Genomic DNA, 13449 nt, shown 5'->3' with positions numbered 1-13449 from the left:
GATGGCCGAGCAGAAAGATCCGGTGGAGGGTGTCGACCGTGACGTCGACCGGGCCGACGCGCCGAGGCTGACGACCTCGGATCCGACGACCGGTGCCGATACCGGCTCGGCGGCCGATGCCCCCAGCGCCGCACAGCCCAGCGCCGCACAGTCCAGCGCCGCACAGTCCAGCGCCGGCACGGACACCGCACCCACTGACGCTGCCGCGTCGGACACCGCGCCCACCGACGCCGCGACGGACAACGCCGCCGCCACGCTGCACACCGATGCCGTCGCGCCGCAGACGGGAGCGGACGCCGCGCAGCTGGAGGACGCCGTCGCCGACTCGGCGGCCGCTCCGGTCCGGGCGCGGGCCAGCGTCGTGACAGCTCCGGCACGCCCCGATGATCTTCCGGCGAGCGCTCCGGCCACCGCGACCACCTACCGTGCGACCGGCTCGGCCAGCACGCCGCCCGCGCAGCGGGACGGCTCGACCGCCAGCGCCAGCGTTCCGGCCTCGACCAGCGCCGCGGCCTCGGCGCGAGCCAGTGCCACGGTGCCCGGCAGCAGCCGGGTCGCGGCCGGCGACGAGGCCACGCCGGAGTCCCGGGCCAGCACGTCGGCCGTCTACCGGTCGGGACCGGTGAGTCCCGAACCGCCCGAGCCGGCACAGCCCCCGGAGCCCGCGCAGCCACCCGCGCCGCCGACCCCGGAGCCGACGCCGCCCGGGCCGGGCGAGCCGGAGCCCGCGCCGAGCCCGGGGCCGTACCCGCCCGGTCCGGCGCCGACGCCGAGCCCCTTCCCCACGCCGCCACCGGACCCGGTACCACCCGTGCCCGGGCCGCCCCTGCCACCACCCTCGCCGCTGCCGCCCGTCCCCGGACCCCCGACGCCACCGGTCCCCGGGCCGCCGATGCCGCCGCCCGGCCCGCCGGTGCCCGCGCCACCGCCGCCGCCCGGCCCGATGCCGGCACCACCGTTCCCGCCGCCTCCGGCGACGATCGGCACGCCGGGCGTACGGGCCAGCGCGTCGGTCTCCGCGCCGCCGGCCAACTCCGCCGGATGGACCGCCGCGTCGTCGGTGCGGGCCGACTCCGACGGGTACGCCCGCAGCACGTCGGCCGACCCGCAGGGGTGGGCCGCCTCGGTCTCGGCACCGCCGTCCGGTTGGCCGTCCGCGACGGACGCGGCACCGCGAACCTCCGGTGCGTCCTTCTCTGCCCCGACCGCCACCCAGCGGACGTCGGATGTCGCACCGCCAGCGCCGGGCAGCGCCTCGACCGCCCCTCCGGTGGTGCCCGCGCCCGCGCTGCCGACCTGGCCCCCGTCCACCACCACCCCACTGACCGGCGGTACGGACCACCGGACGACCACGCCGCCCGGCGGCCCCGAACGGCGGGACACGGTGGCTGGCAGTCGCGCCGGCAGCCGGGCTGGTGGCACCGGCCTGTCGGGCACGGTCTACGCCGGCGGCGACGGGCCGGGCTACACCACGATCGCCCTGCCGCCCAACGCGGCGGTGGAGAACTCCGGCTCGCTGACCGGGCACATCCTCGCTCAGGGCTGGGCGGAGACGCCGGCCGAGAGGTCCCGGAACACCCGCGTGGTGATCGTCCTGGTCGCCGCGTTGGGGCTCCTGATCGGGATCAGCGTGCTGGTCGTCCTCCTCGCCAACAATGCCCTGGACGGTCTGATGGGCAGCGTGCTCAACGGCTGACCCGCCGGCCGGTTGCGATGGTGAGTCCGCCCACTACGGTCGGTCAACCGACTGGCGGCTCCGCCGAACCGCCGTACACTGGTTGAGATCACTGACCTGGCGCGCCCGGTGCGCGCCCATGGGCGATCTTGCGGGCGATCCGGCGGCACAGCCGCGGCAGGCCATCGCGAAGATGCGCCCCGCTCGAAAGGCATTTGTTGACCACCTCTGCTGACCACAGCACCGTTCCGTCCGTTTTCGATTCCGCCCCGGCGGCGATCGACGCCCCCGAGACGTCCGACGCCGCCCCGACCGAGACCGCCGAGACGATCAGCTTCGCCGATCTGGGCCTGCCCGAGCCGTTGGTTCGCGCGCTGGCCCGACAGGGCATCGCCACTCCCTTCCCGATCCAGCAGGCAACCGTTCCGGACGCCCTCGCCGGCCGGGACGTGCTCGGTCGTGGGCAGACCGGGTCGGGCAAGACCCTCGCCTTCGGCCTTCCCCTGCTGGCCCGGGTCGCTGCCGGACGTCCGGCGCGGCCCCTGCGACCGCGCGCCCTGGTCCTCGTACCGACGCGCGAACTGGCCATGCAGGTCAACGACGCGCTCCTGCCGTTGGGCAAGTCGCTCAACGTGTTCCTGAAGACCACCGTCGGCGGCGTTCCGTACGACCGTCAGATCGACGCGCTCCGGCGCGGCGTGGAGATCATCGTGGCCACCCCGGGCCGGCTCGGCGACCTGATCGAGCGGGGCGTCTGCCAGCTCGACGACGTCGAGGTCACAGTGCTCGACGAGGCCGACCAGATGGCCGACATGGGCTTCCTGCCCGAGGTGACCGAGCTGCTGTCGAAGACGCCGGCCGGCAGTCAGCGGCTGCTCTTCTCGGCCACTCTCGACGGCGACGTCGACGCGCTGGTCAAGCGCTTCATGAACGACCCGGTGACGCACTCCACCGCGCCGTCGACCGCCTCGGTGTCCACCATGGACCACCACATGCTGCTGATCCCGCCGCACGACAAGTTCCCGGTGGCCGCCTCGATCGCGGCCCGGGACGGGCGGACCATGGTCTTCGCGCGTACGCAGATGGGCGTCGACCGGCTGGTCGAGCAGCTGGCCGCGGTCGGTGTACGGGCCGGCGGGCTGCACGGCGGCAAGACCCAGCGGATGCGGACCAAGACCCTGGCCGAGTTCCGCGAGGGTCGGATGAACGTCCTGGTCGCCACGGATGTGGCGGCCCGGGGCATCCACGTCGACGGCGTCACCCTGGTGCTGCACGTCGACCCGCCGAAGGACCCGAAGGACTACCTGCACCGCGCCGGTCGCACGGCCCGGGCGGGCGAGTCCGGCGCGGTCGCCACGCTGGTGCTGCCCAAGCAGCGCCGCACCACCCTCGCGATGCTGGAGAAGGCCGGCGTGGCACCGGCCGAGACCCGCGTCCGGGTCGGCGACCCGGTGCTGGCCGAGCTGATCGGCGCCCGTGAGCCCAGTGGCATCCCGGTGCGCGTCGAGGCGGAGCCCCGCGGGTTCGGTGACCGCGGCGGGCGACGGTTCGACGACCGCTCCGGCGGCCCGCGCCGGTTCGGCGACCGGCCGTCCGGCGAGCGGCGCTACGGCGACCGCCCGCAGGGCGAGCGGCGGTACAGCGACCGACCCACCGGCGAGCGACGCTACGGCGACCGCCCGCAGGGTGACCGGCAGTACGGCGACCGCCCGCAGGGCGACCGGCCGCGTTACGGCGACCGGCCCACCGGGGAACGGCGCTACGGCGACCGGCCGCAGACCGACCGGGGTGACCGACCGGCTGGCGAGCGGCGCTACAGCGACCGCCCGCAGGGCGACCGTCCGCGCTACGGGGACCGACCGACCGGTGAGCGCCGCTACGCCGACCGCCCGCAGGATGACCGGCAGTACGGCGATCGCCCCCAGGGCGAGCGGCGCTACGGCGACCGGCCGCAGGCCGACCGGGGTGACCGGCGCTTCGCGGACCGGGACACCCGGGGCGGCTACCGTTCCGAGGGCCGCGGTGGGGACGACCGGCCGCGTGACGACCGGCGGGGCTTCGGCGGGCGGCCGCCGGCGCGTACCCACTGATTCGGTGATCCACTGATCGACCCGGAACGCCGTCGCGGAGCATGTGCTCCGCGACGGCGTTCGCGCATGCCCTGCCGATGACGCGCGGGTCGCGTAACGTCCGGCTCATGGCGACCATGAGCAAGTCGATCTTCTGGTCCCGGACGGACACCGCTGGCAGCGAGCAGGCTCTGCTCGACGACGGCGACACGTTGACGGCGCGGGGCACACTTCTCGCCGTCGATCCGATTCCGTTCACCACCCGCTATCGGCTGACGACAGCGCCCGACCGGAGCACCGCCCGCGTCGAGGTCGAGGTCGAGGGATCAGGTTGGCTTCGCCGGGTGACCCTGGAACGGGCCACGTCCCGGTGGCGGGTGACCACCGCCGAGCAGGGCGACCTGGACGCGGCGCTGATCGCGGCCGGACACCCCCGGGCCGGTCTTCCCGGCACCGACGACCCGGATCGCCTCGCCGACGCGCTCGACGTCGACCTGAGCGGTTCGCCGCTGTTCAACGCCCTCCCGGTACGCCGGCTCGGGCTGACCGGTGGGCCGGCCGACATGCCGCGCCGGATCACCGTGGCGTGGATGCTGCTGCCCGGCCTGGAGGTGGTGCCGGCCGAGCAGATCTACACGGCGTTGGGGCCCGGCCGGGTCCGGTTCGCCAGCGGCACGTTCACGGCCGACATCGACCTGGACGCCGACGGGTACGTGGTGCGCTATCCCGGCCTGGCCGAAAGGATCGACCCGCGCTGAGGTCACACCCGCTCAGGCGGGCCAGGCCCCGGTGGTCAGGAAGCGCTCGACGGTGGCGGTGTGAGCGGCCAGGTCGAGGCCCTGGGCGGCCACCCAGTCGTCGGAGTAGTACGTGTCGGCGTACCGGTCGCCCGCGTCACAGATCAGGCTGACCACCGAGCCGGTCCGCCCCTCAGCCAGCATGTCGGCGATGAGGCCGAACGCGCCCCACAGGTTGGTGCCGGTGGAGCCGCCCACCCGACGGCCGAGCACCGCCGAGCCGGCGCGCATGGCGGCCAGCGAGGCCGCGTCCGGCACCTGGACCATCCGGTCCACGACCGAGGGCAGGAAGGACGCCTCGACGGTGGGGCGGCCGATTCCCTCGATGCGGGAGCCCTTGCCGGTGCGTACGGACCAGTCCGCGGCCACCCAGGCGGGATAGAAGGCGGAGTTCTCCGGGTCCACGACGCAGAGCTTGGTGGACAGGCGGCGGTAGCGGGCGTACCGGCCGATGGTGGCGCTGGTGCCGCCGGTGCCGGCGCCGACCACGATCCAGGCCGGGATGGGGTGCCGTTCCAGCTCCAACTGGGCGTAGATCGACTCGGCGATGTTGTTGTTGCCCCGCCAGTCGGTGGCCCGCTCGGCGTACGTGAACTGGTCCATGAAGTGGCCGCCGGAGTCCTCGGCCAGCCAGCGGGCCTCGACGACGACACCCGCCGGGTCGTCCACCAGGTGGCACCGGCCGCCCTGGAACTCGATCTGCGCGATCTTCTCGGGCGAGGTGGACGCGGGCATCACGGCGATGAACGGCAGTCCGAGCATGCGCGCGAAGTACGCCTCGGAGACCGCCGTGGAACCCGAGGATGCCTCGACGATCGTGGTGTGCGGCCCGATCCACCCGTTGCAGAGGCCGTAGAGGAACAGTGAGCGGGCCAGCCGGTGCTTCAGCGAGCCGGTGGGGTGCGACGACTCGTCCTTGAGGTAGAGGTCGATTCCCCAGGCCCGGGGCAGCGGAAGGGGCAGGAGGTGGGTGTCGGCCGAGCGGTTCGCGTCCGCTTCGACAGTGGCGATCGCTTCGGTCACCCAGCTACGGCTGGCCTCGTCGCACCGGTCGAGATGAGTCACGCTCGGAAACCTAGCAACTAGGTCAGGCGGGCTGCGGACCGACCGGCTGCGGGCGGTTCTCCCACTTGGTGGAGAGGGCGATGGCGGTACGGGTCGAGGCGACACCGGGTGTCCGGTTCAGCCGCACGATGAGCTGTTCCAGCTCGGCGATCGTGCCGACCCTGGCCTTGAGTAGGAACGACTCGACACCCGCCATGAAGTAGCAGGACTCGATCTCGGGCAGCACCCGCAGCGACTCCAGCATGTCGTCGGAGTCCGCGCCGGAGTCCTCGACGATGCCGATGAGCGCGGTGACGCCCAGCCCGATCGCCTCGGGCGCCACGTCCGCCCGGTAGCCCAGCACGACGCCGCTGCTCTCCAGCTTGCCGACGCGTTCGTGCACGGCCGGGGCGGAGAGGCCTACCTGCCGGGCCAGCTCGGCGTACGACAGACGGGCGTTGCCCCGCAGCAGGTCGACGAGGGTCAGGTCGATGGCATCCACGGAGAGTGACCTTAACGCGTTGGGCGTAACGCGAGTCCTTCGGCATCCGTTGGTCAGGACAGTGAGTAACTGTTCACAAACGGACGGTCTAGGTAGGGGTCGCACCAGTACCATTTACTAACTTCCCACTCAGTGCATTTTTCGCGTTTGGCGGACAGGCCAGGTCCCTGGTGCTGTAATTGCCATACGTCCCTCATGACGGCTCTGGGCTCGCACCAGCCGGGGGCAGTGTGTTCAGCCAGGGGCTTCGTCGACGCGAGGAGGGGGCTGTGGACACTGGAGATCGCCTGCTGACACCGGGTGAGGTCGCCGCGCTGTTTCGGGTGGACCCGAAAACTGTGACGAGATGGGCGGCGGCCGGCCGGATAGGAAGCATCCGGACTCCAGGCGGGCATCGCCGGTTTCGGGAATCCGAGGTGCGAGCCCTGCTTGAGGGGGAGGGCATGCTGGACGAGGTGGACGAGGTCGGAAAGCCACGCAACGTGGGTCCGGCCGCCTCCACCGGGCCGGGTCCGGCCAACGCCGGCATGTACTGAACTGGTGCGGACAACGTCAGGCGGACCGGGCGACAGTCCGGTCCGCGCACCACTGGAACATTCCTGACCGTTCAGCGCCGGGCCGCCTGACCGTTCAGCCTCGGGCCGCGCCGAGCTGGCCGGACCAGCGGCGGAACAGGGTGTGTGGCACGCCGAGCGCGTCCAGCACCTTGCCGGCCACGAAGTCGACCAGTTGCTGCGCGCTGGCCGCCGCGCCCGCGCCGTAGAAGCCGGGGCTGGCCGGGAGCACCACCGCGCCGGCGTCGTGCAACGCGATGAGGTGCTCCAGGTGGCTGCGGGTCACCGGGGTCTCCCGGGGCACCACCACCACCGGTCGGCGTTCCTTGAGGTTGACCTCGGCGGCGCGTTGCAGCAGGTCCTTGGAGAGCCCGATCGCGATGCCCGCACAGGCCGCCGTGCTGGCAGGGACCACGGCCATTCCGCGTACCCGGTAGGACCCGCTGCTGGGTCCGGCTGCCAGGTCGCCCGCCGGCCAGTGACGTACGTCCGCGTCGGTCAGGTCCCGGTCGAGCCACGTCGCCAGGTCCTCGGCCCAGTGCGCGTCGCGGAACGAGCGGCCGGTCTCGTCGAGCAGGGTGAGCCGCGCCGCGCGCGACACGATGAGGTCCACCGGTTCGCCCGCGTCGAGCAGCCCGCCGACGACGGCCGCCGCGTACGGCGTACCGGAGGCTCCGGATACGCCGACCACCCATGGTTCCCGCATGCCTCCAGCCTGCCTGGTCCGCGCCGCGTGCCGCTGGGCACCCCCGCGATCCGCCGCGCCGCGCCCGTCCGAGTTGTCCGGCCGGGTACGCGACTGTCCCGCCGACCTGACATGCTGCCGATGGCGATCTGCACTGGGAGCAGTTCGCACGGGAGGCATCGGTGGCGACCGGCGAGGTCCTCTGGGCGCTGCGCGCCGAGTTCCCGATCCCACCCCGGCTCTCGCCACACGCCGACCGGGTCCAGCAGTGGCTCGTCGACGTCCTGCCCGAGCTGGGTATGCCGCTGGACGACGCCGCGCTGCACCGGTTGGCCCGGGGAGGCTTCGCCCGGTACGCGGGACGCCTCTACCCGGACGCCAACGAGGTTGACCTGCGGGTGCTGACCGCCCTGTTCACCTGGTTCTTCCTCGTCGACGACGCCTGCGACGGCCCGAACCGGCTCCACCCGGAGCAGATCCGGGCGCTGCGCGACGGGACGCTGGCACTGCTGCACGACGGTCCCCGGCTCCGGCACGGCGGTTTGACCGGTCCGCTGCGGCGGCTGCTGGTGCTGGCCTGGCGGGAGCCGCGCAGGCGGATGCCGGCGCGGTGGCGGCTGCGCTTCGCCGACGCGGTGGCCCGGCACCTCGACGGCACCTGGCGGGAGGCGGCCAACAAGGAGGCCGACGCCCGTCCCGGCGTCGACGAGTACGTCGAGTTGCGGCGGTCCACCTCGGCGGCCGAGGTGTCGTATCCGCTGGTGGAGTTCGTCAGCGGCCGGTCCCTGCCCGATCCGGTCTACCACCATCCGCTGCTGCGGCAGATCGCCCGCACCGGCAACGACCTGCTCTCCTGGTACAACGACCTGGCCTCGCTCGAGAAGGACCGGGCCACCTCGGGCGGGCACAACCTGGTCGTGGCGACGCAGGCCGAGTTGGGCATCTCGTCGGAGGACGCGGTGCAGCGGGTGGCCGAGCGCTGGCGCGAGTCGATGCGGCGGTTCGTGGCGCTCCGCGCCGCCGTGCCGTCGTTCGGGCCGGCGTTGGACGAGGCCGTCACCGACCATCTCGACGGAGTCGCGTACGCCGTGCGCGGCACCATCGACTGGACCCTGGAGAGCGCCCGCTACCCGACGGCCGCCCAGCTTTAGGGCCGCAGGCCCAGGCGGATCACCAGGTCGAGCAGGGCGAAGACGAACAGCGCGATGCCGACGAACCCGTTGGCGGTGAAGAACGCCCGGTTGACCTTGCTGAGATCGGTCGGGCTGACCACCAGGTGCTGGTAGGCGAACGCGACGGCCGTCAACGCCAGGCCGACCCACCACAGCCAGCCGAACCCGATCAGCACGCCGAACCAGACGAAGAGCCCGAAGGTCACCACGTGCGTCACGGTGGAGGCGTGCAGGGCGAAGCGACGGCCGTACCGGGCGGGCACGCTGTGCACGCCGATCTGCTGGTCGATCTCGGAGTCCTGGCAGGCGTAGATGAGGTCGAAGCCGCCGATCCACAGCCCGACCGCCGCGCCGAGCACCCAGGCCGGCCCGGAGCCGTCCAGGGTGCCGGTGACCGCGAGCCAGGCGCCGACCGGGCCGACCGCCTGGGCGACAGCGAGGATGGCGTGCGGCCAGTTGGTGAACCGCTTGCCGTACGGGTAGACGACCAGCGGCACCACGGCGAGCGGCGCGAGCACCAGGCAGAGCGGGTTGAGCAGGGCGGCGGCGGCGAGGAACACCACGAGCGCGACGGCCGCGCCGGTCCAGGCCGTCCGCACGCTCACCGCCCCGGTGACCAGTTCCCGGCCGGCGGTACGCGGATTCCGCGCGTCGATCCGCCGGTCGAGAATGCGGTTGGCGGCCATCGCGAACGTCCGCGCCCCGACCATCGCCACGGTGATCAGCAACAGGTCGAGCCAGCGAACCCGCCCACCGCGAACCTGCATGGCGCTGAGCGCCGAGAGGAACGCGAACGGCAGAGCGAAGACGGAGTGCTCGATGGTGACAAGATCCAGGAAGGCACGCACCCTCCCCCGCGATCTTGCACTTTCTGCTGGGACATATGGGGAGGAAGGGCGCGAATCGTCGACAGGAGGTGCAAGATCGCGAGGGGTGTCGGGGGTCGTCATCAGATCCCGTACTCCTTCCAGCGCTTGTCGACCAGGGCGGTGACCTCGGGGGCCATGGTCATCTCCTCCGGCCAGCCGCGGGTGTAGCCCTCGGCCGGGAGCTTGCGGGTCGCGTCGACGCCCACCTTGCCGCCCCAGAACTGCTGGTACGACGAGTGGTCGAGGTGGTCCACCGGCCCCTCGGTGACCAGCAGGTCGCGGGCGTAGTCGACGTTGCCGAAGGCCCGGAACGCGACCTCGTTGTAGTCGTGCACGTCGCAGTCCTCGTCGACGATCACGATCAGCTTGGTGAGCGACATCAGGTGCGCGCCCCAGATCGCGTTCATCACCTTCTGCGCGTGCTTCGGGTAGCGCTTGCGGATCGACACGATCGCGCAGTTGTGGAACACCCCGGCGGCCGGCAGGTCGTAGTCGACGATATCCGGGATCAGCAGCTTGAGCAGCGGCTGGAAGATCCGCTCGGTGGCCTTGCCGAGGCCGTGGTCCTCCTGCGGCGGCTTCGAGGTGACGATCGAGTGGTAGACCGGGTTCCGCTGCATGGTCATCGCCTCGATGTGCAGCACCGGGAAAGGCTCGACCGGCGTGTAGAAGCCGGTGTGGTCGCCGAACGGCCCTTCGGGCAGCCGCTCGCCGGGCTCCAGGTAGCCCTCCAGCACGATCTGCGCGTGCGCCGGCACCTGCAACGGCACCGTGAGGCAGTCGACCATCTCCACCCGCTCGCCGCGCAGGAACCCCGCGAACAGGTATTCATCGATGTCACTGGGCAGCGGCGCGCTGGCCGCGTACGAGACGACCGGGTCGCAGCCGATCGCGACCGCGACCGGCAGGCGCTGGCCGAGCCGCTCGGCGACCGCGTGGTGTGCGGTCGAGTCCTTGTGGATCTGCCAGTGCATGCCCAGCGTGTTGCGGCCGTGCTGCTGAAGCCGGTAGAGGCCCAGGTTGCGCTTGCCGGTCTCCGGGTGCTTGGTGTGGGTCAGCCCGTAGTTGTGGAAGATCCCGCCGTCGTCGGGCCAGACCTGCAACCCCGGCAGCCGGCCCAGGTCGACGTCGTCGCCCCGGTAGACGACCTCCTGGCAGGGCGCAGTCTTGACCTTGCGCGGGGGCACCGACTTGAGCTGCATGATCTTGCCCAGGCCCTCGCGGATGCCGGACCAGCCGACCGGCAGCTCGGGCTTGATCAGCGCGCCGATCCGGGCGCCGACCTCGTCCAGCGACTCGACGCCGAGGGCCATCGCCATCCGCTTCTCGGTGCCGAACAGGTTGATCGCCACCGGCATCTCACCCCGGGTGGGGTGCTCGAACAGCAGGGCCGGACCACCGGCGCGCACCGTGCGGGTGACCACCTCGCTGATCTCCAGGGTCGGGTCGACCGGGACGTCGACCCGACGCAGCTCCCCCGCGCGCTCCAGCGCCGCGACGAAGTCCTTGAGATCGGTGTACGGGAAGCCACGAGCCATGTCGCCCAGTGTCCCGCACCGGGTGCGGCGCGGCCCACGCCGGGTGGTGTGACGCCCGCGATGGCCCGCCGTCACCTCTAGGTCAACTCGGGTTCCGTGAAACCGCGGTGTCCCCGGCCGCCCGACACGGCGACTTCAAGGAAGGCGAGTGGATCAACGCGCCCACGGGCATGGCCGGCCGTTCAGCGGGTAGCCGGACAGGCGGCAGCGGGCGGGGCGGCGGTCGGAGGCGGCGAATGGGTGGGGATCGGGTTCCGGCAGGGTTCACCGAGCAACGGGCACGGGTCGGTCGGATCACCATGAACTATGTCCGTGGTGGCAGCGGTCCACCGCTGGTGTTGCTGCACGGGTACCCGCAGTGTTGGTACATGTGGCGGCACCTGCTGCCCGAGTTGGGGCGATCCTTCGAGGTGGTCGCGCCCGACCTGCGCGGATTCGGGAGCAGCGACGCTCCGGCCGACGGGTACGACAAGAAGACCGTCGCCGCCGACCTGCACGGCCTGCTCGACCAACTCGGCGTGACCGGTGACCTGCGAGTGGTCGGGCACGACCTGGGGACGATGGTGGCGTACGCGTACACGGCTGCCCATCCTGAGCGGGTGAGCCGGTTGGTGCTCAGCGAGGCACCAATCCCGGACGAGAGCATCTACACCTTTCCCGCGCTCACCGCGGCCGGGCCGGCGGTGTGGAACTTCGGCTTCTTCACGCTCGACAACGGGCTGCCGGAGGAACTCGTCAGTGGGCGGGAATCGCTCTGGGTGGACCGGTTCACCGACGCCCTGATGGTGCACAAGGGCAGCATCGCCGCGCCGGACATCGAGGAGTTCGCCAGCCACCTGCGCGACCCGGCGCACCTGCGGGCGAGCTTCGCCCACTTTCGGGCGTTCGACCGGGACATCGCCGACAACGCTACGTACCGGGCCACGAAGCTCACCATGCCGGTGCTGGCCGTCGGCGCGTCGGCCAGCCTCGGCGGCCAGGTCGCCGAGCAGGTACGCCGGTACGCCGACACCGTTCGCGGCGAGGTGATCGACGACTGCGGGCACTGGCTGTACGAGGAGTGCCCGGACGAGATGCTCGCCCTGCTGCGCGACTTTCTCGGGGCGGCCTGAGCGGCAGCCCTCGGGGTCAGGGGGTGCGGGCCAGGTCGACGAAGGAGCGCCACCCGGTCGGGCTGAAGGTCAGCACGCCGCCGTCGCGGTCCTTGGAATCGCGGACGTGCACCCGGCCGGGCAGGTTGTCGGCGACCTCGACGCAGGCGCCGCTGTTGTTGCCACTGCGGGTGGACTTGCGCCAGTGAGCTCCGGTCAGATCCATGGCTTCACGATCTCCTCGAGCAGGTCGATGGACTGCTGCCGGGGCAGCGCGTCGCTGCGCAGACTCTCCCACCTTCCGAGCAGGGTCGCCACCTCGTTGTTCTCGTCGACGGCGGTGCCGCCGGTCTGGTTGTCGAGGAAGCCGAGCCAACTGCCGTCGGCGGTGCGACCGAGGATGAACGGCCCGAACAGGCCGGCGTGCAGCCCGACCTTCTGTGGCAGCACGTGCACCCGGATGTGTGGGCGGCGGGCGCATGCCACCAGGTGTCGGAGCTGGTCGGCCAGCACGCCGGCGCACCCCTCGGCGAAGCGTTGCAGCGCGGCAGCGCGGCCTCGTCGATCACGGCGGTGAGCTGCGGCGGGTGCTCCCGGTCGAGGATGGCCTGTCGCTCCAGGCGGGCGGCCACCAACTCCTCGACCCGCTCGGCGGTGAGCCCCAGGTCGAGCCGGAACACCGCGCGGGCGTAGTCGGCGGTCTGCGACAGGCCGGGAACCATCGTCGCCCCGAAGGACCGCAACTGGGTGGCCACCCGCTCGACCTCCAACCAGGGGCGGAACCACACCGGCTCGCCGTCGCGGCGGCCCAGCTCTGCGGTAACGCGGCTCGCTCAGGCTGCCGGCGTCCAGGCGTGGGCTGCCAGCGGCGGGTCCAGCGGCGCACGGGTGAGCCGGTTGGCGAAGGTCGACATGGTGTACGCCCCGACGCCGAGCACCACGTCCAGCGCCTGCCCGGGCTGGTAGCCGGCCCCCAGGAACGCGTCGAGCTGGTCGTCGGGCACCGCGCCCCGGTGCTTGAGCACGGCCAGCGTGAACTGACGCAGCGCCTCCAGTCGGCGCTCGGGCAGCTCCGTGCCGGCGCGCAGTGCGGTGATCAGCGCGGCGCTCGCGCCGATCTCAGTGATCTTGCCGGTGTGCAGGGCCACGCAGAAGTGGCATTCGTGGGAGGTGGAGGTGGTCAGGATGACCACCTCCCGCTCGACGGGCGCGAGGCTGGTCTGTTCGAAGCCCGCGCTGGCGGCGAGGAAGCCGCTGAGCAGCTGCGGCGACTCGGCCATCAGCGCCACCGGGGTGGGAAGCCAGCCGAACCGGCCCTGTACGCCCTCGACGGCCCGGCGGGCGGTGGTGGGCGCGGTCTCGGCGGTGTGGGGGATGAAGACGGACATGGTCACCTGCTTCCACGGCCTACGCCGTAAGATGGTCAACGTGGTTGACGAAATAGTAAATGTGG

General features: G+C 72.2%; 14 protein-coding genes and 1 pseudogene. 6 read left to right on the top strand and 9 right to left on the bottom strand.

Features of this window, described 5'->3' with window-relative positions; all coding sequences use genetic code 11:
- Position 1 precedes the first annotated feature (1 nt).
- The 3 genes from ACGFH9_RS04565 (at position 2) to ACGFH9_RS04555 (ending at position 4502) form a co-directional block, all read left to right on the top strand.
- Complete coding sequence (locus tag ACGFH9_RS04565; RefSeq protein WP_393215181.1) at positions 2-1696, top strand: hypothetical protein; 1695 nt, start codon at positions 2-4, stop codon at positions 1694-1696.
- A 197-nt stretch (positions 1697-1893) separates the two neighbouring features.
- Complete coding sequence (locus ACGFH9_RS04560; RefSeq protein WP_393215178.1) at positions 1894-3765, top strand: DEAD/DEAH box helicase; 1872 nt, start codon at positions 1894-1896, stop codon at positions 3763-3765.
- 116 nt (positions 3766-3881) lie between these two features.
- Positions 3882-4502, top strand: coding sequence for a putative glycolipid-binding domain-containing protein (locus ACGFH9_RS04555; protein ID WP_393215284.1), 621 nt, complete (start codon positions 3882-3884; stop codon positions 4500-4502).
- 12 nt (positions 4503-4514) lie between these two features.
- On the opposite strand, the gene ACGFH9_RS04550 is transcribed toward ACGFH9_RS04555, so the two are convergent.
- Both ACGFH9_RS04550 and ACGFH9_RS04545 read right to left on the bottom strand, forming a co-directional pair.
- Positions 4515-5606, bottom strand: a complete 1092-nt coding sequence (locus ACGFH9_RS04550; RefSeq protein ID WP_393215175.1) for a PLP-dependent cysteine synthase family protein — start codon at positions 5604-5606, stop codon at positions 4515-4517.
- A 22-nt stretch (positions 5607-5628) separates the two neighbouring features.
- Positions 5629-6087: an Lrp/AsnC family transcriptional regulator gene (locus ACGFH9_RS04545; RefSeq protein WP_393215172.1), complete on the bottom strand. Its 459-nt coding sequence runs from the start codon at positions 6085-6087 to the stop codon at positions 5629-5631.
- A gap of 269 nt (positions 6088-6356) precedes the next feature.
- Here ACGFH9_RS04545 and ACGFH9_RS04540 point away from each other — a divergent pair, with 269 nt between their 5' ends.
- Positions 6357-6623, top strand: a complete 267-nt coding sequence (locus ACGFH9_RS04540; RefSeq protein ID WP_007454516.1) for a BldC family transcriptional regulator — start codon at positions 6357-6359, stop codon at positions 6621-6623.
- Between the two features lie 94 nt (positions 6624-6717).
- On the opposite strand, the gene ACGFH9_RS04535 is transcribed toward ACGFH9_RS04540, so the two are convergent.
- A complete protein-coding gene (locus ACGFH9_RS04535) occupies positions 6718-7347 on the bottom strand; it encodes a UbiX family flavin prenyltransferase (protein ID WP_393215168.1) in 630 nt (209 codons plus the stop codon).
- Between the two features lie 161 nt (positions 7348-7508).
- On the opposite strand from ACGFH9_RS04535, the gene ACGFH9_RS04530 reads away from it, so the two are divergent.
- Complete coding sequence (locus ACGFH9_RS04530) at positions 7509-8477, top strand: terpene synthase (RefSeq protein ID WP_393215165.1); 969 nt, start codon at positions 7509-7511, stop codon at positions 8475-8477.
- Here ACGFH9_RS04530 and mqnP read toward each other — a convergent pair.
- Both mqnP and ACGFH9_RS04520 read right to left on the bottom strand, forming a co-directional pair.
- Positions 8474-9448 carry a menaquinone biosynthesis prenyltransferase MqnP gene (mqnP, locus tag ACGFH9_RS04525; RefSeq protein WP_393215162.1) on the bottom strand — a complete coding sequence of 325 codons (975 nt, stop codon included), beginning with the start codon at positions 9446-9448 and terminating at the stop codon, positions 8474-8476. The two genes, ACGFH9_RS04530 and mqnP, sit on opposite strands and share 4 nt — an antisense overlap.
- Complete coding sequence (locus ACGFH9_RS04520; RefSeq protein ID WP_393215159.1) at positions 9448-10905, bottom strand: menaquinone biosynthesis decarboxylase; 1458 nt, start codon at positions 10903-10905, stop codon at positions 9448-9450. The genes mqnP and ACGFH9_RS04520 overlap by 1 nt, the downstream gene beginning before the upstream one ends.
- A 236-nt stretch (positions 10906-11141) precedes the next feature.
- On the opposite strand from ACGFH9_RS04520, the gene ACGFH9_RS04515 reads away from it, so the two are divergent.
- Complete coding sequence (locus ACGFH9_RS04515; protein ID WP_393215156.1) at positions 11142-12017, top strand: alpha/beta fold hydrolase; 876 nt, start codon at positions 11142-11144, stop codon at positions 12015-12017.
- A gap of 16 nt (positions 12018-12033) precedes the next feature.
- Here the strand turns inward: ACGFH9_RS04515 and ACGFH9_RS04510 are convergent, their stop codons facing one another.
- From ACGFH9_RS04510 to ACGFH9_RS04495, 4 genes and pseudogenes are all read right to left on the bottom strand, one after another.
- Positions 12034-12222 (bottom strand): DUF397 domain-containing protein, encoded by a 189-nt coding sequence (locus ACGFH9_RS04510; RefSeq protein WP_393215153.1) that lies wholly within the window; start codon positions 12220-12222, stop codon positions 12034-12036.
- Positions 12213-12509: a Scr1 family TA system antitoxin-like transcriptional regulator gene (locus ACGFH9_RS04505; protein WP_393215150.1), complete on the bottom strand. Its 297-nt coding sequence runs from the start codon at positions 12507-12509 to the stop codon at positions 12213-12215. The genes ACGFH9_RS04510 and ACGFH9_RS04505 overlap by 10 nt, the downstream gene beginning before the upstream one ends.
- 104 nt (positions 12510-12613) lie before the next feature.
- A pseudogene (locus ACGFH9_RS04500) lies at positions 12614-12718 on the bottom strand (Scr1 family TA system antitoxin-like transcriptional regulator); the annotation flags it as partial.
- Between the two features lie 111 nt (positions 12719-12829).
- The gene (locus tag ACGFH9_RS04495) at positions 12830-13384 is read right to left on the bottom strand and encodes a carboxymuconolactone decarboxylase family protein (RefSeq protein ID WP_393215147.1); all 555 of its coding nucleotides are present in this window, start codon (positions 13382-13384) and stop codon (positions 12830-12832) included.
- Positions 13385-13449 lie beyond the last annotated feature (65 nt).

The sequence above is a fragment of the Micromonospora sp. NPDC049102 genome (genome assembly GCF_043197485.1).
Taxonomy (GTDB): Bacteria; Actinomycetota; Actinomycetes; order Mycobacteriales; family Micromonosporaceae; genus Micromonospora.
Note: the sequence above shows the minus strand (reverse complement) of the source record. Positions and strands in the feature narration are given on the sequence as shown.